Source organism: Burkholderia sp. BCC1977 (assembly GCF_905339595.1).
Classification (GTDB): Bacteria; Pseudomonadota; Gammaproteobacteria; order Burkholderiales; family Burkholderiaceae; genus Burkholderia.
The window spans coordinates 22,644-41,462 of sequence record NZ_CAJPGQ010000005.1 but is presented as its reverse complement, the minus strand read 5'-3'; the positions used below and the strand labels follow the sequence as shown (position 1 = coordinate 41,462).

Annotated in this window: 20 protein-coding genes; 13 read left to right on the top strand and 7 right to left on the bottom strand. The window is 68.5% G+C overall.

Translation table 11 applies throughout. From position 1 onward, the window contains the following. Positions 1-64: 64 nt before the first annotated feature. Positions 65-1,111, bottom strand: coding sequence for a LysR substrate-binding domain-containing protein (locus U5771_RS06285; protein WP_322023183.1), 1,047 nt, complete (start codon positions 1,109-1,111; stop codon positions 65-67). A gap of 107 nt (positions 1,112-1,218) precedes the next feature. On the opposite strand from U5771_RS06285, the gene U5771_RS06280 reads away from it, so the two are divergent. Then, on the top strand, positions 1,219-2,475 hold the full coding sequence (locus U5771_RS06280) for an MFS transporter (RefSeq protein ID WP_322023182.1): 1,257 nt from the start codon (positions 1,219-1,221) through the stop codon (positions 2,473-2,475). A gap of 76 nt (positions 2,476-2,551) precedes the next feature. Here U5771_RS06280 and U5771_RS06275 read toward each other — a convergent pair whose 3' ends face one another. Next, positions 2,552-3,190 carry a glutathione S-transferase gene (locus U5771_RS06275; protein WP_322023181.1) on the bottom strand — a complete coding sequence of 213 codons (639 nt, stop codon included), beginning with the start codon at positions 3,188-3,190 and terminating at the stop codon, positions 2,552-2,554. Positions 3,191-3,302: 112 nt separating this feature from the next. Between U5771_RS06275 and U5771_RS06270 the strand changes: the two genes are divergently transcribed. From U5771_RS06270 to U5771_RS06260, 3 genes are all read left to right on the top strand, one after another. Beyond that, positions 3,303-4,223, top strand: coding sequence for a LysR substrate-binding domain-containing protein (locus U5771_RS06270; RefSeq protein WP_322023319.1), 921 nt, complete (start codon positions 3,303-3,305; stop codon positions 4,221-4,223). A gap of 160 nt (positions 4,224-4,383) precedes the next feature. Next, on the top strand, positions 4,384-4,665 hold the full coding sequence (locus U5771_RS06265) for a hypothetical protein (protein ID WP_322023180.1): 282 nt from the start codon (positions 4,384-4,386) through the stop codon (positions 4,663-4,665). A gap of 51 nt (positions 4,666-4,716) precedes the next feature. After that, positions 4,717-6,837: a phosphocholine-specific phospholipase C gene (locus tag U5771_RS06260; RefSeq protein ID WP_322023179.1), complete on the top strand. Its 2,121-nt coding sequence runs from the start codon at positions 4,717-4,719 to the stop codon at positions 6,835-6,837. A 54-nt stretch (positions 6,838-6,891) separates the two neighbouring features. Here the strand turns inward: U5771_RS06260 and U5771_RS06255 are convergent, their stop codons facing one another. Then, complete coding sequence (locus U5771_RS06255; RefSeq protein WP_322023178.1) at positions 6,892-7,515, bottom strand: alpha/beta hydrolase; 624 nt, start codon at positions 7,513-7,515, stop codon at positions 6,892-6,894. A 245-nt stretch (positions 7,516-7,760) separates the two neighbouring features. On the opposite strand from U5771_RS06255, the gene U5771_RS06250 reads away from it, so the two are divergent. The 7 genes from U5771_RS06250 (at position 7,761) to U5771_RS06220 (ending at position 12,372) form a co-directional block, all read left to right on the top strand. Beyond that, positions 7,761-8,198: a VOC family protein gene (locus U5771_RS06250; RefSeq protein WP_322023177.1), complete on the top strand. Its 438-nt coding sequence runs from the start codon at positions 7,761-7,763 to the stop codon at positions 8,196-8,198. 4 nt (positions 8,199-8,202) lie between these two features. Then, positions 8,203-9,144 (top strand): glyoxylate/hydroxypyruvate reductase A, encoded by a 942-nt coding sequence (locus U5771_RS06245; RefSeq protein WP_322023176.1) that lies wholly within the window; start codon positions 8,203-8,205, stop codon positions 9,142-9,144. Between the two features lie 30 nt (positions 9,145-9,174). Then, positions 9,175-10,107 carry a hydroxymethylglutaryl-CoA lyase gene (locus U5771_RS06240; protein ID WP_322023175.1) on the top strand — a complete coding sequence of 311 codons (933 nt, stop codon included), beginning with the start codon at positions 9,175-9,177 and terminating at the stop codon, positions 10,105-10,107. Positions 10,108-10,129: 22 nt separating this feature from the next. After that, positions 10,130-10,636, top strand: a complete 507-nt coding sequence (locus U5771_RS06235; protein ID WP_322023174.1) for a YbaK/EbsC family protein — start codon at positions 10,130-10,132, stop codon at positions 10,634-10,636. After that, complete coding sequence (locus tag U5771_RS06230) at positions 10,633-10,839, top strand: DUF1289 domain-containing protein (protein WP_322023173.1); 207 nt, start codon at positions 10,633-10,635, stop codon at positions 10,837-10,839. Before U5771_RS06235 ends, U5771_RS06230 begins: the two co-directional genes overlap by 4 nt. A gap of 295 nt (positions 10,840-11,134) precedes the next feature. Beyond that, on the top strand, positions 11,135-11,887 hold the full coding sequence (locus U5771_RS06225; RefSeq protein WP_322023172.1) for a hypothetical protein: 753 nt from the start codon (positions 11,135-11,137) through the stop codon (positions 11,885-11,887). Continuing rightward, positions 11,887-12,372 (top strand): hypothetical protein, encoded by a 486-nt coding sequence (locus U5771_RS06220; RefSeq protein ID WP_322023171.1) that lies wholly within the window; start codon positions 11,887-11,889, stop codon positions 12,370-12,372. Before U5771_RS06225 ends, U5771_RS06220 begins: the two co-directional genes overlap by 1 nt. 284 nt (positions 12,373-12,656) lie before the next feature. Here the strand turns inward: U5771_RS06220 and U5771_RS06215 are convergent, their stop codons facing one another. Then, on the bottom strand, positions 12,657-13,559 hold the full coding sequence (locus U5771_RS06215; protein WP_322023170.1) for a DMT family transporter: 903 nt from the start codon (positions 13,557-13,559) through the stop codon (positions 12,657-12,659). Between the two features lie 113 nt (positions 13,560-13,672). Between U5771_RS06215 and U5771_RS06210 the strand changes: the two genes are divergently transcribed. Then, on the top strand, positions 13,673-14,164 hold the full coding sequence (locus U5771_RS06210; RefSeq protein ID WP_034177375.1) for an Lrp/AsnC family transcriptional regulator: 492 nt from the start codon (positions 13,673-13,675) through the stop codon (positions 14,162-14,164). Between the two features lie 78 nt (positions 14,165-14,242). On the opposite strand, the gene U5771_RS06205 is transcribed toward U5771_RS06210, so the two are convergent. Continuing rightward, complete coding sequence (locus U5771_RS06205; protein WP_322023169.1) at positions 14,243-15,139, bottom strand: alpha/beta hydrolase; 897 nt, start codon at positions 15,137-15,139, stop codon at positions 14,243-14,245. A gap of 279 nt (positions 15,140-15,418) precedes the next feature. Here U5771_RS06205 and U5771_RS06200 point away from each other — a divergent pair, with 279 nt between their 5' ends. Then, a complete protein-coding gene (locus U5771_RS06200) occupies positions 15,419-16,378 on the top strand; it encodes a nitronate monooxygenase family protein (protein ID WP_322023168.1) in 960 nt (319 codons plus the stop codon). 113 nt (positions 16,379-16,491) lie between these two features. On the opposite strand, the gene U5771_RS06195 is transcribed toward U5771_RS06200, so the two are convergent. Together U5771_RS06195 and U5771_RS06190 are read right to left on the bottom strand one after the other, a co-directional pair. Next, positions 16,492-17,454: a LysR family transcriptional regulator gene (locus U5771_RS06195; protein ID WP_098550411.1), complete on the bottom strand. Its 963-nt coding sequence runs from the start codon at positions 17,452-17,454 to the stop codon at positions 16,492-16,494. A gap of 173 nt (positions 17,455-17,627) precedes the next feature. Continuing rightward, positions 17,628-18,704, bottom strand: a complete 1,077-nt coding sequence (locus tag U5771_RS06190; RefSeq protein WP_059465836.1) for a porin — start codon at positions 18,702-18,704, stop codon at positions 17,628-17,630. Positions 18,705-18,819: the final 115 nt, after the last annotated feature.

Sequence of the window (18,819 nt, the reverse complement as noted above, 5' to 3'; positions counted from 1 at the left end):
TTCACGCCCGAAACCGTTTCAGACCGTCAAAATTCCAGCCGATGCGCATGCGTGTCGATCGATATCAAGCCGCCAGCGCCCCCACCTCCCCCGCCGTCGCATCCCGCACCGCCTGCGTGACGATCCGCGCGAGCCGCTCGACGGTCGGCGTCGCCGACGACGTCCGCCGCAGCAGCATCAGCGGCAGGCTCGGCAGTGCCGGCAGCCCGCACGACGCCGCATCGAGCACGCGCACCGACGCGGGCAGCCCGTAGTGCGAGCGCACCGTCAGCCCCAGGCCGGCCGCCGCCGCGGCCCACAGCCCGGCCAGGCTCGGCGTCGTGAACGCGACGCGCCACGGCACGCCCGCGCGATCCAGCGCGTCGGTCGCCGCGCCGAAGAAGCGGCACGGCCGGTCGAATACGACGAGCGGCAGCGGCTCGCCCGATCCGCGGATCGCACGAAGTCGCGCGGCGCTGTCGTCCGCCGCCTCCCCCTGTCCGTCGCCGTCGGCCATGCCGAAGCCGCCCGCGCCGACTGCCGCAATCCACTGCATCGGCACCTGCGCGATCGCGTCGCTGTCGATGCCGGCGCGCGACACCAGCGTCGCCGACGCCGGGTCGCCCCACACGAGCGCGAGATCAAGCTGGTTCGCGTCGAGCCGCTCGAGCAGCTCGGCGTTGCGCGCGACGCGCGCCTCGATCCTCACCTTCGGATGCGCACGCGCGAAACGCCCGAGCACGTCGGGCAGGATCGCTTCGCCGAAGTCCTCCTGCAGGCCGACCCGCACCCAGCCGTCGAGATTCACGCCGCGCACGGCCGCGGCCGCTTCGTCGTTCAGCTCGATCATCCGCCGCGCATAGCGCAGCATCGCGTCGCCGGCGTCGGTCAGCGCGAGCCCGCGCCCGGCCTTCACGAACAGCGGCGTGCCGGCCTGCTCTTCGAGCTTGCGGATCTGCGCGCTCACCGCCGACGACGAACGCGCGACGCGATCGGCGGCCTTCGCGAAGCTGCCGAGATCCACGCCCGCGACCAGGCTGCGCAACGCCGCGACGTCGAAGTTCGGCCGGGCCAGCGTGGCGTCGGGTGCCGCGAGCGACGTCGCGCCATGGGCAGGGTCTTGTCCGGACATCTCAATCATCCCGTTTTATCGAACGATTCATCAAAAACTTTCCGATTTTCAGGATGAATGTAGGTCGCCACACTGGCGATGTCAATTTCCAAACGGGCCCTGTCGCCATGGATACCTCCTGCCTCGCTTCCCCGTCCTCGCCCGCGCGCGACACGCGCGGCCCGGCCCATCGCTGGCGCGTGCTCGCGGCCGGCGTCGCCGCGAACATGAGCTTTTCCGCCGCCGCGGCCGGCATTCCGACCACCGCCGTGTGGATGCGCTCGGCCTACCACCTCGACAACGGCGCGCTCGGCCTCGTGCTCGGTGCGCTGGGCTTCGGCGTCGCGCTGTCCGAGCTGCCGTGGGGGATCGCCGCCGACCGCTTCGGCGATCGCCGGGTGCTGCTCACCGGACTCGTCGCGACCGCCGCGATGCTGGCGCTGATGGTGGCCACGATCGTCCCGACCGCGCACGCGGTGCCGCCGCTGCTGCGCGTCGTCGCGGCGATGTGCTGCGTCGGCCTGCTCGGCGGCAGCGTGAACGGATCGAGCGGACGCGCGGTGATGCGCTGGTTCGGCGAGCGCGAACGCGGGCTCGCGATGAGCATCCGGCAGACTGCCGTGCCGCTCGGCGGCGGCGGCGGCGCGGCGCTGCTGCCATCGCTCGCGTCGCATGCCGGCTTCGCCGCGGTCTACGGCACGCTGATGCTGCTGTGCGCCGGGTCGGCCGCGCTGACGTGGCGCTGGCTGCACGAACCACCCGCCGCGCCGGCCGCCGCGCACCGCCCCGTCGCGCGACAACTGCCGGACGCGCCCACGCGCAGCCCGCTTGCCAGCGGCCGCGTGTGGCGCATCGTGCTCGGCATCGGCGCGCTCTGTGCGCCGCAGTTCGCGGTGCTCACGTTCGCGACCGTGTTCCTGCACGATTTCGGCCGGCTCGGCCTCGCCGGCATCAGCGCGGCGATGGTCGCGCTGCAGCTCGGCGCCATGGTGATGCGCGTGTGGAGCGGCCGCCATACCGACCGGCACGGCAACCGGCGTGCGTACCTGCGCGGGTCGGTCTGCGTCGCGGCCGGATCGTTCGCGCTGCTCGCGGCCGCGACCGCCGGCAGCCCGCACGTGCCGCTCGCCGCGATCGTCGCGATTCTCGTGTTCGCCGGCATCTGCGTGTCGGCCTGGCACGGCGTCGCGTATACCGAACTCGCGACGCTCGCCGGCGCGAACCACGCAGGCACCGCGCTCGGGATGGCGAACACGATCGTCTACCTCGGGCTGTTCGCGACCCCGCTCGCGATTCCGCCGCTGCTCGCCGTCAGTTCGTGGAGCGTGGTCTGGCTCGTGACCGCGCTGATCGCCGGCGCGACCTACCCGCTGTTTGCGCGATAGCGCGTCATCGCCCGGAACGCGCGGACGTCGCCGTCCATCACGCCCATACCGCACGCGCCGCGACGTCCGCGCACCGTCATGCCGCCTCGCGCGCCAGCGCGCGCCGCGCGGCCGGCCGCTCGGCCTCGCGCCGCGCATGCGCGGTCCACGCGGGATGCCGCGTCATGTCGAGCCCGATCGCGACACCCCATCGATACAGCACCAGCAGGAACGGATCGACGATCGAATGGCCGCCCGGCTCGGCCCACGTGCGGCCGTCGGCGAGCGCGGCTTCGATCGTTGCGTTCGCGGCATCGATCAGCGCGCGCCCGTGCGCGCTGATCGCACCGTGCAGCGCAGGATCGCCGATGAAACGCCCCGGCCGCCACAGCGTGCCGTAGCCGACGCCGTGCACCCAACCGACCAGCCAGGCGAGCCATTCGTGGCAGCGTGCCTCGCGCAGCGGATCGTCGAGCGGCAGCAACTGCGCGTCCGAATGGCGCCGCGCGAGATACGTGAGGATCGCGGGCGTTTCGGTCAACACGCGCGGCTCGCCCGGAATCGCGAGCACGGGCACCCGCGCCTTCGGGTTGATCGCGAGATAGCGCGCGTCGAGGTTCTGCTGCTCGCGCACGGACACGATCTCGACGTCGAACGGCGCGCCTATTTCCTCGAGTGCGATGTGGGCGGCGAGCGAACACGCGCCCGGCGAAAGATAGAGACGATATGCGTTCATGATGGTGTTGCCCGGCGGGCCTGTTGAAAGACGGGACCGAGTGTAGGAACGCACGGCCCGCCGCCGCAAACGATGAATTGTCGTGCTCGGGCATGAGTGTTACTAATGCGTGATGCGACGCATCCACCTTCCCCCGCTGCAGACACTCCGTGCGTTCGAAGCCGCCGTGCGGCTGCAGAGCTTCACGCGCGCGGCCGACGAACTCGCGCTCACGCAGGGCGCGGTCAGCCAGCACATCCGTGCGCTCGAAGCGCAGCTCGGCCATCCGCTGTTCACGCGTGAGCGCAACGGCGCGACGCCGACCCATGCCGCGCATGCGCTCGTGCTGCAGGTGCGCCAGGGCCTGAGCGTGCTCGAACGCGCGTTCGAGCCGGCGCTCGCCGTGCGCGGCCGCCCGCGCACCCGCGACGTCACGCTGAACGTGAGCGTGCTGCCGAGCGTCGCCGAGCGCTGGCTCGCACCGCGCCTGCCGCGCTTCGCGGCCGCGCATCCGCACATCGCGATCGTGCTGCACCCGGATGCGGCGCTCGCGCCGCTGCGCAAGCGCGACCGCATCGACGTCGCGCTGCGCTACGGGCCCGGCACCTGGCCGGGCGTCGTCGCCGAGAAGCTGATGAACGAGACGGTCTTTCCGGTCGCGAGCCCCGCGTACCGCAATCGCGACGGCATCGCGCCGCGCGCGCCGGCCGATCTCGTGCGCGCGACGCTGCTGCGCCATCCCGCGCAACCATGGGAACCGTGGCTCCAGGCCGCACGGCTCGACCTCACCGAATCCGCGCGCGCGCCGCGCTTCACCGACGCGAATGCCTTGATCGACGCGACGCTGAAAGGACGCGGCGTCGCGCTCGCGCGCCGCTCGCTGATCGAACCCGAACTCGCGGCCGGCACGCTCGTGCGCGTGTCGACGGTGCGCGTGACCGACGTGTATGCGCACTACGTGGTGTGGCGCCCCGATCATCCGCACGAAGCGGCGATCCGCACGTGGCTCGACTGGCTGCGCAGCGAGGTGCGGCGCCGCACGCCGCGACGCTGAAACACCGCCCCCGCCTGCGCGGCAAAGCATGCGAAAGCATTTAGTCGGCTCGACGAAAGCCATTCGCGATCATGCTCCGGTCGCAAACGATTCACCGAATCGTCGCATCGCATCGGCATACTCGAAAACGTTTCCCGATCCGCCTGCCAGGAGAGAAGTGATGCGTCGTGTTGCCCTCGTCGTCGTTCTATGTGCCGCCACCTTCGTCGCCGCCTGCAGCGACGATGCGCCGCACGACGCGCACGCGGCCGACGCCTCGCAACAGGCCGGCGCCTCGTCCGGCTCCGCGAGCGCATTCAACAGCGACGCAAGCGCGAACGCCGCCTCCGATGCCGCACCGCTCGCGCCGCCCGTCGTCCACTACCCGCCCGACGATGACGACGACGCCAAGCCCGCGACGAACACGGGCGCATCCGGCGTCGCCGCCTCGTCGGCGCATTGATCCCGCCGTTCCCGTCCCCGTCCCCCGATCGCAGAACCGAGGTGAAATAACATGACGTCATCCAGCCGCCGCCGTTTCCTGCATACCGTCGCACAGTCAGCGGGCGCGGCCGTCGCGCTCAACGCGTTCCCCGAATCGATCCGCCGCGCGCTCGCGATTCCGGCCGCACGCGGTACCGGCACGATCCGCGATGTCCAGCACATCGTCGTGTTCATGCAGGAGAACCGCTCGTTCGACCATTACTTCGGACACCTGCGCGGCGTGCGCGGCTACAACGACCGCTTCCCGATCCCGCTGCCGAACGGCAAGCCGGTGTGGTACCAGCCGTCGAAGGAAGACCCGACGAAACCCGTGCTGCCGTTCCGGCTCGACACGAAGACGACCAGCGCGCAGTGCCTCGGCGCGCTCGACCACTCGTGGGCGAAGACCCACGCGGCGATCGACGGCGGCCGCTACGACCAGTGGCCCGCGAACAAGACCGACATGACGATGGGCTATCACGTGCGCGAGGACATCCCGTTCCACTACGCGCTCGCCGATGCGTTCACCGTCTGCGACAACTACTTCTGCTCGCTGCCCGGCCCGACGCACCCGAACCGTTCGTACCTGATGACGGGCACGGTCGATCCGACCGGCAAGTTCGGCGGCCCGCTGCTCGACAACGCCGACTACGTCGACGGCGACCTGCCGCCCGCGTACCAGCTGCTGTCGTGGACGACCTTCCCCGAACGGCTCGAGGCGCGCGGCGTGTCGTGGCAGATCTACCAGCAGGGGCTCACGTGGGCCGATCCGTACAACGGCAACTACGGCACGAACATCCTGCAGAACTTCACGAACTTCATCAACGCGAAGCCGGGCTCGTCGCTGTACCAGCGCGCGCAGACGGTGCGCACGCTCGACAACCTGAAGGACGACGTGATCAACGACCGGCTGCCGCAGGTGTCGTGGCTGCTGCCGCCCGCCGTGTTCTCCGAGCATCCGAAATACACGCCCGCGTACGGCGCGAACTACACGTCGCAGATCCTCGACGCGCTGACGTCGAATCCGGACGTGTGGGCGAAGACCGTGCTGTTCATCATGTACGACGAAAACGACGGCTTCTTCGATCACGTCGTGCCGCCGCAGCCGCCGACGTCGGCCGCGCAGGGCGCATCGACCGTGACGACCGACGGCGAGCTGCATACGGTCGTGAATCCCGGCCGCGGCGGCAGCTACACGGCCGACGGGCTGCCGTACGGCCTCGGGCCGCGCGTGCCGATGACGGTCGTGTCGCCGTGGTCGAAGGGCGGCTTCGTGTGCTCGCAGGTGTTCGACCACACGTCGGTGATCCGCTTCATCGGCGAGCGCTTCGGCGTCGACGAGCCGAACATCACGCCGTGGCGCCGGACCGTCTGCGGCGACCTCACCGCCGCGTTCGACTTCCGCTCGTCCGACGCGACGTTCCCGACGCTGCCCGATACGAGCCAGTACCGCTCGATCGCCGACCAGCAATGCACGTCGCAACCGGCGCCGACCGTGCCCGCGACGCCGTCGCAGATCGATCCGCAGGAACCCGGCGTGCGCCCCGCACGCGCGCTGCCGTACGAACTGCATGTGAACGCGAGCCTCTACGGCGGCACCACGCTGCGCATCGAGTTCGCGAACCGCGGCAACCAGGGCGCGCACTTCCAGGTGTACGCGTCGAACCGCACCGACGGCCCGTGGCGCTATACGGTCGGCGCGCGCCGCGTGCTGCACGCGGACTTCGACCTGACGGAGACGAACGGCGCGTATGCGTTCTCGGTGTACGGGCCGAACGGCTTCGTGCGGATGTTCGCGGGCAACGTGTCGGCCGCGACCGCGCGCCGCCGCAACCATGCGCAGCCGGAAGTGAAGGCCGGCTACGACATCGCGAACGGCAACCTGTACCTGAAGCTGCGCAACCATGGCGCGGGTCACGTGACGCTGACGCTGACCGACAACGCGTACGGCACGCCCGCGCGCCAGGTGACGCTGCACGGCGGCGACGAACACGTCGAGCAATGGGCGCTCGCGTCGAGCCACCACTGGTATGACGTGACGGTGAGCGACGGTGCGGACGGCACGTTCTCGCGCCGCTTCGCGGGCCACGTCGAGAATGGCCGGTCGAGCTACTCGGATCCGGCCGCGGTGCGGCCGGTCGCCGCGTCGTAAGCACGGCGGCACGACGGTGCGCGGCACTCGCCGCGCAGCGCGTGCCCGTGCGTGTCAGATCGCGTGCGCGAGCGCGCGGTCGACGAGCGCGGCGTCGAAGCCGTCGTCCGCGTCGCGAAAGCGCAACGGCGCCGCGCAATGCACCAGCGTGTCGATGAAATACTTCGCGCGCGGCCACGGCCCGAAGCCGGCCGCGGTATTGATGTGCCCCGCGTCGCCGAGGTTCACGAATGCGCTGCCGAGCCGCTGCGCGAGCGTGCGCGCATCGGCGAGCGGCATCCACGGATCGGTCTCGCTGCCGATCACGATCGACGGCACCGCGAGCCGGCGCGCGTCGAACGGCCCGGCGAACGTGAATTTCAGCGGACTGGCCGGTGCGACGAGCAGCACGCCCGCGACATCGGCCGCCTGCGGCCGTTGCGCGAGCGCGTGCGCGGCCGCGAGGCAGCCGAAACTGTGCGCGGCCAGCACGAACGGGCCGCGCTCGCGGTCGAGCAGCGCGCGCACCGACTGCGCCCAGCGCGCGAGATCGGGGGCGTCCCAGTCGGCCTGTTCGACCCGCAGGGAACGCGGGAACTGCCGCTCCAGCCAGGTCTGCCAGTGGGCGCCTTCGCTGCCGTGCAGGCCAGGAACGGTCACGAGCCGCGGCGGCCACGCCGATTTGCTGCATGCGCGCATGATTGCCCTCGCTTGCTTTGCTTGGAGACGAGGTTCGATTGTGGCGTGGCGCGCGCGGCGGCCGAACCAATATTTTGTGCTTTGCTTGTGCGCGGGACGGCTGCCGGGACGGCCGCCGGTGCGGGCCGCCCGCCTCGCGGCGGCGCAACGCGCCGCGAAACCGTAGAATGTTGGCTTCCCGCTTGCCATGCATCGGATCGATGCCGCGCGCCGCCGCGCCGGTTCCGATCGACAGGAGACCCCCGATGTCCGCTACGCCCGCCGGCGCGCTGCGCCCGTTCCATCTCGCCTTCCCCGTGTCGAGCCTCGCCGGCGCGCGCGCGTTCTACGGCAGCCTGCTCGGCTGCCCCGAGGGGCGCAGCTCCGAGCACTGGGTCGACTTCGATTTCTTCGGCCACCAGCTCGTCGCGCACCTCGCGCCGGACGAAACCGGCAACAGCGCGGTGAATCCGGTCGACGGCGACGACGTGCCCGTGCGCCATTTCGGCGTCGTGCTGTCGATGGACGAATGGCATGCGCTCGCCGACAAACTGAAGGCCGCCGATACGCGCTTCGTGATCGAACCGCATATCCGCTTCAAGGGCGAGGTCGGCGAGCAGGCGACGATGTTCTTCCTCGATCCGTGCGGCAATGCGCTCGAGTTCAAGGCGTTCGCCGACATCGGCCAGCTGTTCGCGAAGTAAGCGCATGAAGATCCTGTTCCACTCGCCGCATCAGGAAGCCGACGCATGGCGCGACGCGATCGCGCAGGCGTTGCCCGACGCCGAGCTGCGCGCGTGGCAGCCGGGCGACACGGCCGCCGCCGACTACGCGCTGGTGTGGCGCGCGCCGCGCGAGCTGTTCGCGCCGCGCGACGGCCTGCGCGCGATCTTCAACCTCGGCGCGGGCGTCGATGCGCTGCTCGCGCTCGACCGCGCGCATCCCGGCACGCTGCCGCGCGACGTGCCGCTGGTGCGCCTCGAGGATTCGGGCATGGCGCGGCAGATGATCGAATACGTGACGCACGCGGTGCTACGCTACCTGCGCCGCTTCGACGAATACGAGGCGCTGCAGCGCGAGCGCCGCTGGCAGGTGCTCGAGCCGCATCCGCGCGCGAGCTTCACCGTGGCGGTGCTCGGCCTCGGCGTGCTCGGCGCGCAGGTCGCGCAGGCGCTCGCCGCGCTCGGCCTGCCGGTGCGCGGCTACAGCCGCAGCCCGAAACGGCTCGACGGGGTCGAGACCTTCGCGGGCGACGACGCGTTCGACGCGTGCATCGACGGCGCGAAGGTGCTCGTGAACCTGCTGCCGAGCACGCACGATACCGACGGGATCCTGTCGGCGCGCACCTTCGCCAGGCTCGCGCCGGGCGCCTATCTGGTGAACGTCGCACGCGGCGCGCACCTCGTCGAAGCCGACCTGCTCGACGCGCTCGCGAGCGGCCGGGTCGCCGCCGCGACGCTCGACGTGTTCCACCACGAGCCGCTGCCGGTCGATCATCCGTTCTGGCACGCACCGCGCATCACGATCACGCCGCACAGCTCGGCCGAGACGCTGCGCGACGAAGCCGTCGAACAGATCGCCCGCAAGATCCGCGCGCTCGAGCGCGGCGAGCGCGTCGGCGGCATCGTCGACTACGCACGCGGCTACTGAATTCCGCCCTATACAACATTGGAGACAACCATGACGTTCCCCACCGCCGTCAAGATCGTCGAAGTCGGCCCGCGCGACGGGCTGCAGAACGAAAAGACCTTCGTGCCGACCGACGTGAAGATCGCGCTCGTCGACCGGCTGTCGCGCGCCGGCTTCCGCAACGTCGAGGCCGCGTCGTTCGTGTCGCCGAAATGGGTGCCGCAGATGGCCGACGGCGCCGAAGTCATGGCCGGCATCGAACGTCGCGCGGGCACCGTGTATTCGGTGCTCACGCCGAACCTGAAGGGCTTCGAGAACGCGCTCGCCGCACGCGCCGACGAAGTGGTGATCTTCGGCGCGGCGAGCGAGGCGTTCTCGCAGCGGAACATCAACTGCAGCATCGCGGAAAGCATCGCGCGCTTCGAACCGGTCGCGAAGGCCGCGAAGGACGCCGGCCTGCGGCTGCGCGGCAGCGTGTCGTGCACGCTCGGCTGCCCGTACCAGGGCGAGGTGCCGGTCGCCTCGGTCGTCGACGTCGTCGAACGCTTCGCGGCGCTCGGCTGCGACGAGATCGACATCGCCGACACGATCGGCGTCGGCACGCCGAAACGCACGCGCGAAGTGCTCTCGGCCGTCACGCGCGTGTTCCCGCGCGAACGGCTGTCGGGCCACTTCCACGACACCTACGGCCAGGCGCTCGCGAACATCTACGCGGCGCTGTTCGAAGGGATCGAGATCTTCCACGCGTCGGTCGCCGGCCTCGGCGGCTGCCCGTACGCGAAGGGCGCGACCGGCAACGTCGCGACCGAGGACGTGCTGTACCTGCTGCAGGGCCTCGGCATCGACACCGGCATCGACCTCGCGCAGGTGGTCGCCGCCGGCGACTTCATCTCGAACGCGATCGGCCGCGCGAACGTGTCGCGCGCCGGTCGCGCGCTGCTCGCCAAGGCGCAGAGCGCGGCCGACACGCCGAGCTGCGTCTGACCCCGACATTCACGGATCCCCCATGACGACACCCGCTTCATTCGACTCTCTCCCCGATTCCGCGCGACGCGTCGCGCTGCTGCTGCGCGAGCGCGGGCATGCGAATGGCATCGTGATGCTCGCCGAAACCGGCAAGACCTCCGCCGAGGCTGCGGCCGGACTGGGCTGCTCCGTCGCGCAGATCGCGAAGTCGATCCTGTTTCGCCGCGAATCGGACGGCCTGCCGGTGCTCGTCGTCGCGAGCGGCGTGAACCGCGTCGACGAGAAGAAGGTCGCCGCCCAGGTCGGCGCGGTCGGCCGCGCCGATGCGAAGTTCGTGCGCGACAACACCGGCTACGCGATCGGCGGCGTCTGCCCGATCGGCCATCTCGTCGAACCGGTCACGCTGATCGACGCCGACCTGCTCGAGCTGGACAGCCTGTGGGCGGCCGCCGGCCATCCGCATGCGGTGTTCAACCTGTCGCCGCAGGAACTCGTGTCGCTGACGGGCGCGCCGGTCGCCGACGTCGCGCTGCGCGACGAAGCATGAGCGACGTGCCGGTATCGGTCGGCACGGTCGCGTCGCCGTGCACCGACGTCTGCAGGATCGACCCGCGCACCGACTGGTGCGCCGGCTGCCTGCGCACGCGCGACGAGATCAAGGGATGGCGCGCGTCGGACGACGACGCGAGACGCGCGTTGCTCGCGCGCCTCGACGCGCGGCGGCGCCTGCTCGCCCGGAGCGGCGCATAAAGATCCCCAGACGTAAGCGTGGCTCCCGGATCGAAACCGTCTGCGCCGCAGTCGCACCTGACGTGCATGACACTCGCTAACCTTGTTCGAGCCCTGCAACGCATTCGCAAAATCGGACACCGCCACGCTGCGCCGGTGTTTCAGGCCCCCAACAACGGATTTCAGCCCGCTCGACCGACACTGTGAATCGTGGTTGTGCGCGCGGTCATCTTACGATCTGCCCTCTCCGTAAGTTGCGACGAGGGCTGACAGCGAGCGTCAGTGGTTGCTTGAACCCTCTTCACAGAGAGGGTCCATGTCCTTTGAACTTTCAGTGGGAGTTGGCCAGCGCTGCTCGCTCTACGGTCGTAGCGAATATCGTTCGCGCTTCCCTACAGGCTCACCGGGTGAAAAGGCCGGGAAGGATCGGGTACAGGTAATCAGCGCGGGAGATCTGGCACGCGATACCGCGCAATTGGCGGCCCTTCGCAGGTTTCTGCAGGATTGCCGCGCCGACCATTATGTCGATCGTACCGATCCGCGGCGACTGGCACAGGCGCTACAACGCGCAGTGAGCAACGGCGATGTCGTCGCGGTCATCGAACAGGCACGCCCGTCCGGAACTCCCGGTCGCGCCAATGACGAGCGGCAGTCGTACTCGGTCACATTTACGCCATCCCAGTTATTCAAGCGCCCGGCCCGTACAGCGGCCAGTTTCGGCCTGCCCATCCGCACGAGGCTGAGGCGTCCCGCCGACGATGGAATTGCAATATGGCGAGCGAATCCCGGAGACAGGCTGCCAGACGGCAGCATTGCGAGAGCGCTAACTCGTGCGCAACCGTTTGAATATGGATCCGACGCACCAATCGTCAATGAAGTCCTTCAACTAGCGGGCAGCGATGGCCTGCCCGGCAACAATCAAGCACAAAACAGGCAATTCAAGGCCGTTGTCAAATTGATGGATCTGAATAAGCGTCAGGCACGGTTGCTGCACGAAGAGATAAGCGGAGAAGGGCTCGGATATCATGAAATCCTCGAGCGTGCACAAGACATGTTTGGGGGGAGCTAATGAGCAGCATTCACGAACAGATCACCCGGCACCTCGCTGTTCTCGAAGGTCTCGACATCGGCGGCATCAATCACGCAGCCGACATGCTTACGATACAGTTCGGCCAGATGCGGCAGACCACCACCCGAAAAGGTACGGTGAAATGGGTCGGAGCCTGGGCACTGCACATTCAATGCGATTGGCAAGTCCGGCGAGCAAACAATATCGTCGCGACCCGGAATGATCTTTCCGGGTCCGACGACAACGCGCGCAACATGGTGGAACGACTCGATGCGTTGTTGATCAAGCAGGGCCCGATGGTCGTTGAACGTGTGCTTGGCGGCGAATCGGGGCAAGCCTGGATCACGTTGTCCGGCGGGATCGGCCTTGCGATCACGCCCGCCGGCATCGCCCACGAAGAGGACTGGCGACTGTTCGCCCCGAGTGTCGATGGCCCGCACTTCGTGATCGAGGGCGGCCGGATCGATCCCGATTCGCTCGCGTAAAACGATCCGATGCCGAACAAGCCATTCACGGGTCGCGCATAAAAAAATGCCGTTCGGCCTGTCTGGCGAACGGCATGAGATCGGAATCCTGTGAACGTGATCAACGTCACAGCCCGCATCATACGAGCGACGCTGCAGCGTCGCATCGGGTGTTTCCCTACAACTTCTTACAGCATTTTTCGCGCGCGATCCCCGTTCCAGGACGCGGCGCCGACGGGCGTTGCCGGCAAGCCGCAGCGGCGAACCGTAGCGGCAGGCCGTAGCGACCGAATCGCACGACCGTTTCAGTTCCCGACCGCCGCGCGACGCGCGGGCACGATGCGCCAGCCGAGGTTCACGCCGGCCGCCGCGAGCAGGATCAGCAACGCGCCGAGCACCTGCGTCCACGCGAGCGTCTGCCCGAACGCGACGCGATCGACGATGATCGCGACGACCGGATAGACGAACGACAGCGCGCCCGTCATCGCGACCGGCAGCTTCTGGATCGCGCCGTACAGCAGCACATACATCAGACCGGTGTTCACGACGCCGAGCACGACGAGGTCGAGCCACTGCGCGGCCGTCGCGGGCAACGTGCCGAAGTGCGCGAACGGCGCGAGCAGCACGATGCCGAGGCCGGCCTGCAGCAGCGCGAGCAGGTGCGGCGGCGTGCCCTTCAGATGCTTCGTGACGATCGACGACACCGCGTACAGGAACGCCGCGCCGAGCGACAGCGCGACGCCTTCGAGATATTCGCCGGGCACCGCGAGCACGGCCGGCTCGACACGCACCACGCACACGAGCCCGACGAAGGCGAGCGCGAGCCATGCGATCGTCGACGCGCTGATCCGTTCGCGGAACACGATCGCGCCGAGCGCGACGAGCATGAACGGCTGCGTGTTGTAGACGGCGGTCGCCATCGAGATCGACGCGCGCGAATAGGCGGCGAACAGCAGCAGCCAGTTCGCGACGATCGCGACGCTGCCGAGCGTCGCGAGCGCGAGCATGCGCGGCGAGAACAGCGCGCGGCGCAGGAAGCCGAGCGCCGCGCAGACGATCGCGAGCGTCGCGGCGCCGAACAGGCAGCGGAAGAACACGACGTTGGTGAGCGGTTGCTGCGACGACATCACGAGCCAGCCGATCGTGCCGGACATCATCATCGCGACGACCATCTCGGCGGCACCGCGGCGGATTTCGTTCGAGGCCATCATGGACTCCGTTTGACGAGAGGGGATGACTTCGATTCTAGGAACTTGCTTTCCGTGCATCCACGGCTAAACTGAAGCGAAACAACCGATTCACCTTCGAAAGAAAAGCGATCATGTCGAAACGCCTTTCCCCGCCCGCCGTTGCGTCACTGGACGCGACCGACCGCGCGATCCTCGCGGCGCTCGCCGAGGATGCGCGCATCGCCACCAGCGAACTGGCGCGACAGATCGGGCTGTCGGCGCCCGCGACCGCCGACCGCGTGCGGCGGCTCGAAGCGCAGGGCGTGATCGCGGGCTTCACCGTCGAGCTCGACCCGCGCGCGCTCGGCTACACGCTGCAGGCGATCGTCCGCGTGAAGCCGCTGCCGGGGCAGTTGCATCTCGTCGAGGAAGTATTGCGGCGGATTCCGGAATTCGTCGAATGCGACAAGGTGACCGGCGAGGACTGCTTCATCTGCCGGCTCTACCTGCGCACGATCGAGCACCTCGACGACATCCTGTCGAAGGTGACGGAGCGCGCCGAAACCAGCACGGCGATCGTGAAGTCGACGCCCGTGCCGCGCCGCCTGCCGCCGCTCGTCGAAGACGACGCCGCGCGCCGCTGACGGTCGCTGACGGTCGCCGGCCGCCGCCGACCGTCAATATGCAGCAAGCGCCGCCCTGCCCGCGGCGGCCGGCACCGCTCACGCGGCCGCGTCGCGCGCCTCGAAGAACGCGAGCAGCTCGTCGATCAGCGCGACGGGCGCCTCTTCCGGAATGTAGTGCCCGCAATCGAGCGCGCGGCCGCTGACATCACGCGCGACGCGCCGCCATTCGTCGAGCGGATCGAAGCAACGGCCGACGATCCCGTTTTCGCCCCACAGCACGCGCAGCGGACACGCGACCTTGTTGCCGCGCTCGAGATCCGCGCGATCGTGTTCGAGATCGATCGTCGCCGACGCGCGGTAGTCCTCGCACATCGCATGCACGGCGCCCGGCTGGGCAAGCGCGGCACGATACGCGGCGAGCGCCTCCGGCGCGAACGGCGCGAGCCCGGCGGAACGGTTGCCCATCACGCGCTCGATGTACGCGTCGGTGCGGCCTTCGATCAGCGTTTCGGGCAGCGGCGCCGGCTGGATCAGGAAGAACCAGTGGAAATACGCGGTCGCGAACGCGCGGTCGGTCTGCTCGTACATCGCGAGCGTCGGCGCGATGTCGAGCAGCATCATCCGCTCGACGGCCGCCGGATGATCGAGCGCGAGCCGGTGCGCGACGCGCGCGCCGCGATCGTGCGCGCAGACGTGGAATTGCTCGAAGCCGAAATGCCGCATCACGGCGACCTGGTCGGCCGCCATCGCGCGTTTCGAATACGGCGCATGCCGCGCGTCGCTCGGCGGCTTGCCCGACGTGCCGTAGCCGCGCAGGTCGGTCGCGACCACCGTGAAGTGATTCGCCAGCGTCGCGGCGACGCGATGCCAGATCATGTGGGTCTGCGGGTGGCCGTGCAGCAACAGAAGCGGCGGCCCCGCGCCTCCTTTGACACCGAAGATGTCGGTGTCCTGCACCGTCACGCGAAACGGTGCAAACGCCTCAAACGACATGGTTTGTTTCTCGTTGGTTTGTTATGGCGGCTATTGTAGGAGCGCCCGGCCGACTGCTGCGCGCGCCAGATGCCCGAATGCCTAGAAAGAGAACACTCACTCGATTGTCGCCATGCCGCGCAGTTTGTTAAGCTCGCGTAGAATCGCACGACCGTTCGTATTAATATGAATGTGCCGCTGCAACGCTACACTCGAAACACCGTTCGACCGCCAAGCATGGATGCCGGATCCGACGCGATCGCGCCGGATCCGGCCGCCCCTCGAGACTGGAGACATCACATGGCATTGCCCGCCGTCCTGCAGAACCTGACGCTGCCCGTCATCGCGTCGCCGATGTTCATCGTCAGCTACCCCGAACTCGTGCTCGCGCAATGCAAGGCGGGTATCGTCGGATCATTCCCCGCGCTCAACGCCCGTCCGGCCGAACTGCTCGACGAGTGGCTCACGCAGATCCAGTCCGAGCTCGCCGACCACAAGGCGAAGCACCCGGACGCGGTGATCGGCCCGATCGCGGTCAACCAGATCGTCCACCAGTCGAACGTCCGGCTCGAGCATGACGTGCGCGTGTGCGTCGACCACCAGGTGCCGATCTTCATCACGAGCCTGCGCGCGCCGGCGCGCGAGATCGTCGACGCGGTGCACGGCTACGGCGGCATCGTGCTGCACGACGTGATCAACCTGCGCCACGCGCAGAAGGCGCTCGAAGCCGGCGTCGACGGGCTGATCCTCGTCGCGGCCGGCGCCGGCGGCCACGCGGGCACGACGTCGCCGTTCGCGCTCGTCGGCGAAGTGCGCAAGATGTTCGACGGCCCGATCGTGCTGTCCGGCTCCATCGCGAACGGCGGCTCGATCCTCGCCGCGCAGGCGATGGGCGCCGACTTCGCGTACATGGGCACGCGCTTCATCGCAACGCAGGAAGCGCACGCGGTCGAGGACTACAAGCGTGCCATCGTCAACGCGAAATCCTCGGACATCATCTACACGAACCTGTTCACCGGCGTGCACGGCAACTACATCCGCGAGAGCATCGAGAAGGCGGGCCTCGATCCGGAAGCGCTGCCGGAATCGGACAAGTCGAAGATGAATTTCGGCGGGGACAAGGCGAAGGCGTGGAAGGACATCTGGGGTGCCGGCCAGGGCGTCGGCCTGATGGACGACCTGCCGAGCGTGGGCGCGCTCGTCGAGCGCTTGAAGGGCGAGTACGACGCAGCGAAGGCGCGGCTCGGCATCGCCCGCTGACGCAAGCGGCGGCGGGTTGCGCCACCGCCGCGCATGACGCCGGACAAAACAAAAAAGCGCGAACCGCAAGGCTCGCGCTTTTTTGATGTCCGCCCGCGGGCGGCCGGCGCCGGTCAGCCCGCGCGCTTGATCCGCGTGATCGGCAGCACGCGCAGGCGCGACTCGATCGACGGGCATAGCGACTGCCCTTCGAAACGCGCGGCGAGGAAGTCGACGAACGAGCGCACCTTCGCGGACACGTGGCGACGGCTCGCGTACACCGCATAGATCGGCGCCTCGTGCGGCGGCACGGCGTCGAGCAGCACCGGCACGAGCCGGCCGGATTCGATGTCGTCGCCCACCACCTCGGTGCCGAGCAGCGCGATGCCCGCGCCCGCGAGCACGGCCGCGCGCAGCCCCTCGAGATGGTTCACGATCAGGTTGCCGTTCAGGTTCACGCGCGACGCGGCGGCCGCGTCGATCACGAGCGAATCGAGCATCGTCGAATTCGAATCGCGACGCAGGTAGTTGTGGTGCGCGAGATCGGCAATCGTCTGAGGCGTGCCGTGCTTCTCGAGATACTCGGGCGACGCGACCAGCAGGATGTGCGCGGTCGCGATCTGCCGCGCAACCAGCGACGACGATTTCAGTCCGTTCGGCGCCGCGCGCACCGCGACGTCGTAGCCTTCCTCGATCAGGTCGACCACGCGATCGGACAGCGTCATGTCGACGGTCACGTCCGGGAACCGGCCCGCATAATCGGTGACGGCCTGCATCACGTGCCGCAATCCGAACGCGGACAGCGACGTCACGCGCAGGCGGCCCTGCGGCACGACGCTCGCGGCGCCGACCGCCTGTCCGGCTTCGTCGAGTTCCGACAGCGCCTGCACGAGGCGCTCATAGTATTCGCGTCCCGCCTCGGTCGGCGCGACGCGTCGTGTCGTGCGATGCAGCAGCCGCGCGCCGAGCTGCTGCTCGAGATGCATCACGTGCTTGCTCGCCATCGCGGCCGACATCTGCATGCGCTCGGCCGCGCCGACGAAGCTGCCCACTTCGACGACGTAGCGAAACACATTCATGCTGACGAGGGTATCCATCGAACTAGCTCGCAATTCCTGGGAATCATGCAATTACGAGATAGGGTAACAAAGGCGAGGAAACAAAAAGGTCAACAAAGGCAAAACGGCGCCGCGAAAAACGGCGCCGTTTCGGGGCGGAATGCCGGCAGGCGGGACGCGCGGTGCTCGCGCGCGTCCGAAAAAACGAATCGTCAGAACTTCGCGCGGATGCCGGCGCCGAACGTGTTGCCGCTCGACAGGCCGCTGATGTGGTCGTTCATGTACGCAGCGTAGACGTCGGTGCGCTTGGACAGCGGATAGTCGTAGCCGACGGCCCAGGTCTGGCGCGTCTGGTCGAGGCCGCCGCCGTCGCGCGAGTATGCATACGACGCCATCGCGTTGCCGACGCCCAGCGGCACCGACACGCCGCCCTGCGCGGTGTTCACGTGCCAGCTGCCGGCGACCTGGTCGTTCTTCGTATACATGTACTGGCCGAACAGCTTCACGTACTTCAGGTCGTAGGTCGCGCCGACCAGCCCGATGCCCTGGCTCTTCATGCCGGTCACGAGCGAGCTCAGGTCCTGCGGGCCGTTGTTGAAGTTCACGTACTGATAGACGGCGGTCGCCGCGAACGGGCCGTTCGCGTAGTTGAACTGCGCACTCCACTTCTTCGAACGGTTGTCGCCGGCCGTGTTGCCGAGCGCGTACATCGCCGCGAAATTCAGGCCACCGAACGAAGGCGACGTGTAGGACAGCGCGTTGTTCCAGCCCGAATCGCCGACCGCGCCCTGGTCGCTCGGATAGGTCGGGAACGTGCCGAGGCCGAGGAACACGTGGTACACCATCGGCGAGAAGGTGTACGAATCGTAGAACGGGTTGAACAGGATCGTCGACAGGAACAGGTGCGTCGTCAGGCGGCCGGCCGTCACCGTGCCGTACGGCGAGCTGACGCCGACGTACGCGTTGCGCGCGAAGAACGTGTCGCCCTGGAAGCGGCCGAACTGGCCGTTCTGCGCACGGAAGAAGCTTTCCAGCGTGAAGATCGCCTTGTAGCCGTCGCCGAGATCCTCTGCGCCGTGCAGGCCCCAGTACGACGTCGACATCCCGCCGCCCGACACGTTCCATGCGCGATTGCCGCCCGGGAACTTCGTTGCGCCGACCCATTCGTCGACCTGACCGTAGAGCGAGACGCTCGATTGCGCGTGGACGGGTGCGGTTGCCGCCACGCAGGCGGCCGCGGCGATCAGCTTGACGGACGTGCGCGACGCACGGCGAGCGAATGCTTTCATGGGATCTCCAGGATTTGTCGAACAGACGATAAGTGGCGCGAGCGTTGTTTTTTGGAGCCGATTGCTTGCGTCGTATGGGGCGCAGCCATCTTTACGGATCGTGCGTCCGGTCAAA

What these genes read in the sequence shown, in the direction of transcription:
- U5771_RS06235 (WP_322023174.1), top strand. Translation starts at nt 10,130, where the DNA reads ATGACGACACCCGCTTCATTCGACTCTCTCCCCGATTCCGCGCGACGC.
- U5771_RS06250 (WP_322023177.1), top strand. Translation starts at nt 7,761, where the DNA reads ATGTCCGCTACGCCCGCCGGCGCGCTGCGCCCGTTCCATCTCGCCTTC.
- U5771_RS06200 (WP_322023168.1), top strand. Translation starts at nt 15,419, where the DNA reads ATGGCATTGCCCGCCGTCCTGCAGAACCTGACGCTGCCCGTCATCGCG.
- U5771_RS06190 (WP_059465836.1), bottom strand. Translation starts at nt 18,704, where the DNA reads ATGAAAGCATTCGCTCGCCGTGCGTCGCGCACGTCCGTCAAGCTGATC.
- U5771_RS06220 (WP_322023171.1), top strand. Translation starts at nt 11,887, where the DNA reads ATGAGCAGCATTCACGAACAGATCACCCGGCACCTCGCTGTTCTCGAA.
- U5771_RS06280 (WP_322023182.1), top strand. Translation starts at nt 1,219, where the DNA reads ATGGATACCTCCTGCCTCGCTTCCCCGTCCTCGCCCGCGCGCGACACG.
- U5771_RS06210 (WP_034177375.1), top strand. Translation starts at nt 13,673, where the DNA reads ATGTCGAAACGCCTTTCCCCGCCCGCCGTTGCGTCACTGGACGCGACC.
- U5771_RS06240 (WP_322023175.1), top strand. Translation starts at nt 9,175, where the DNA reads ATGACGTTCCCCACCGCCGTCAAGATCGTCGAAGTCGGCCCGCGCGAC.
- U5771_RS06225 (WP_322023172.1), top strand. Translation starts at nt 11,135, where the DNA reads ATGTCCTTTGAACTTTCAGTGGGAGTTGGCCAGCGCTGCTCGCTCTAC.
- U5771_RS06205 (WP_322023169.1), bottom strand. Translation starts at nt 15,139, where the DNA reads ATGTCGTTTGAGGCGTTTGCACCGTTTCGCGTGACGGTGCAGGACACC.
- U5771_RS06255 (WP_322023178.1), bottom strand. Translation starts at nt 7,515, where the DNA reads ATGCGCGCATGCAGCAAATCGGCGTGGCCGCCGCGGCTCGTGACCGTT.
- U5771_RS06285 (WP_322023183.1), bottom strand. Translation starts at nt 1,111, where the DNA reads ATGTCCGGACAAGACCCTGCCCATGGCGCGACGTCGCTCGCGGCACCC.
- U5771_RS06265 (WP_322023180.1), top strand. Translation starts at nt 4,384, where the DNA reads ATGCGTCGTGTTGCCCTCGTCGTCGTTCTATGTGCCGCCACCTTCGTC.
- U5771_RS06230 (WP_322023173.1), top strand. Translation starts at nt 10,633, where the DNA reads ATGAGCGACGTGCCGGTATCGGTCGGCACGGTCGCGTCGCCGTGCACC.
- U5771_RS06270 (WP_322023319.1), top strand. Translation starts at nt 3,303, where the DNA reads ATGCGACGCATCCACCTTCCCCCGCTGCAGACACTCCGTGCGTTCGAA.
- U5771_RS06195 (WP_098550411.1), bottom strand. Translation starts at nt 17,454, where the DNA reads ATGGATACCCTCGTCAGCATGAATGTGTTTCGCTACGTCGTCGAAGTG.
- U5771_RS06245 (WP_322023176.1), top strand. Translation starts at nt 8,203, where the DNA reads ATGAAGATCCTGTTCCACTCGCCGCATCAGGAAGCCGACGCATGGCGC.
- U5771_RS06275 (WP_322023181.1), bottom strand. Translation starts at nt 3,190, where the DNA reads ATGAACGCATATCGTCTCTATCTTTCGCCGGGCGCGTGTTCGCTCGCC.
- U5771_RS06215 (WP_322023170.1), bottom strand. Translation starts at nt 13,559, where the DNA reads ATGGCCTCGAACGAAATCCGCCGCGGTGCCGCCGAGATGGTCGTCGCG.
- U5771_RS06260 (WP_322023179.1), top strand. Translation starts at nt 4,717, where the DNA reads ATGACGTCATCCAGCCGCCGCCGTTTCCTGCATACCGTCGCACAGTCA.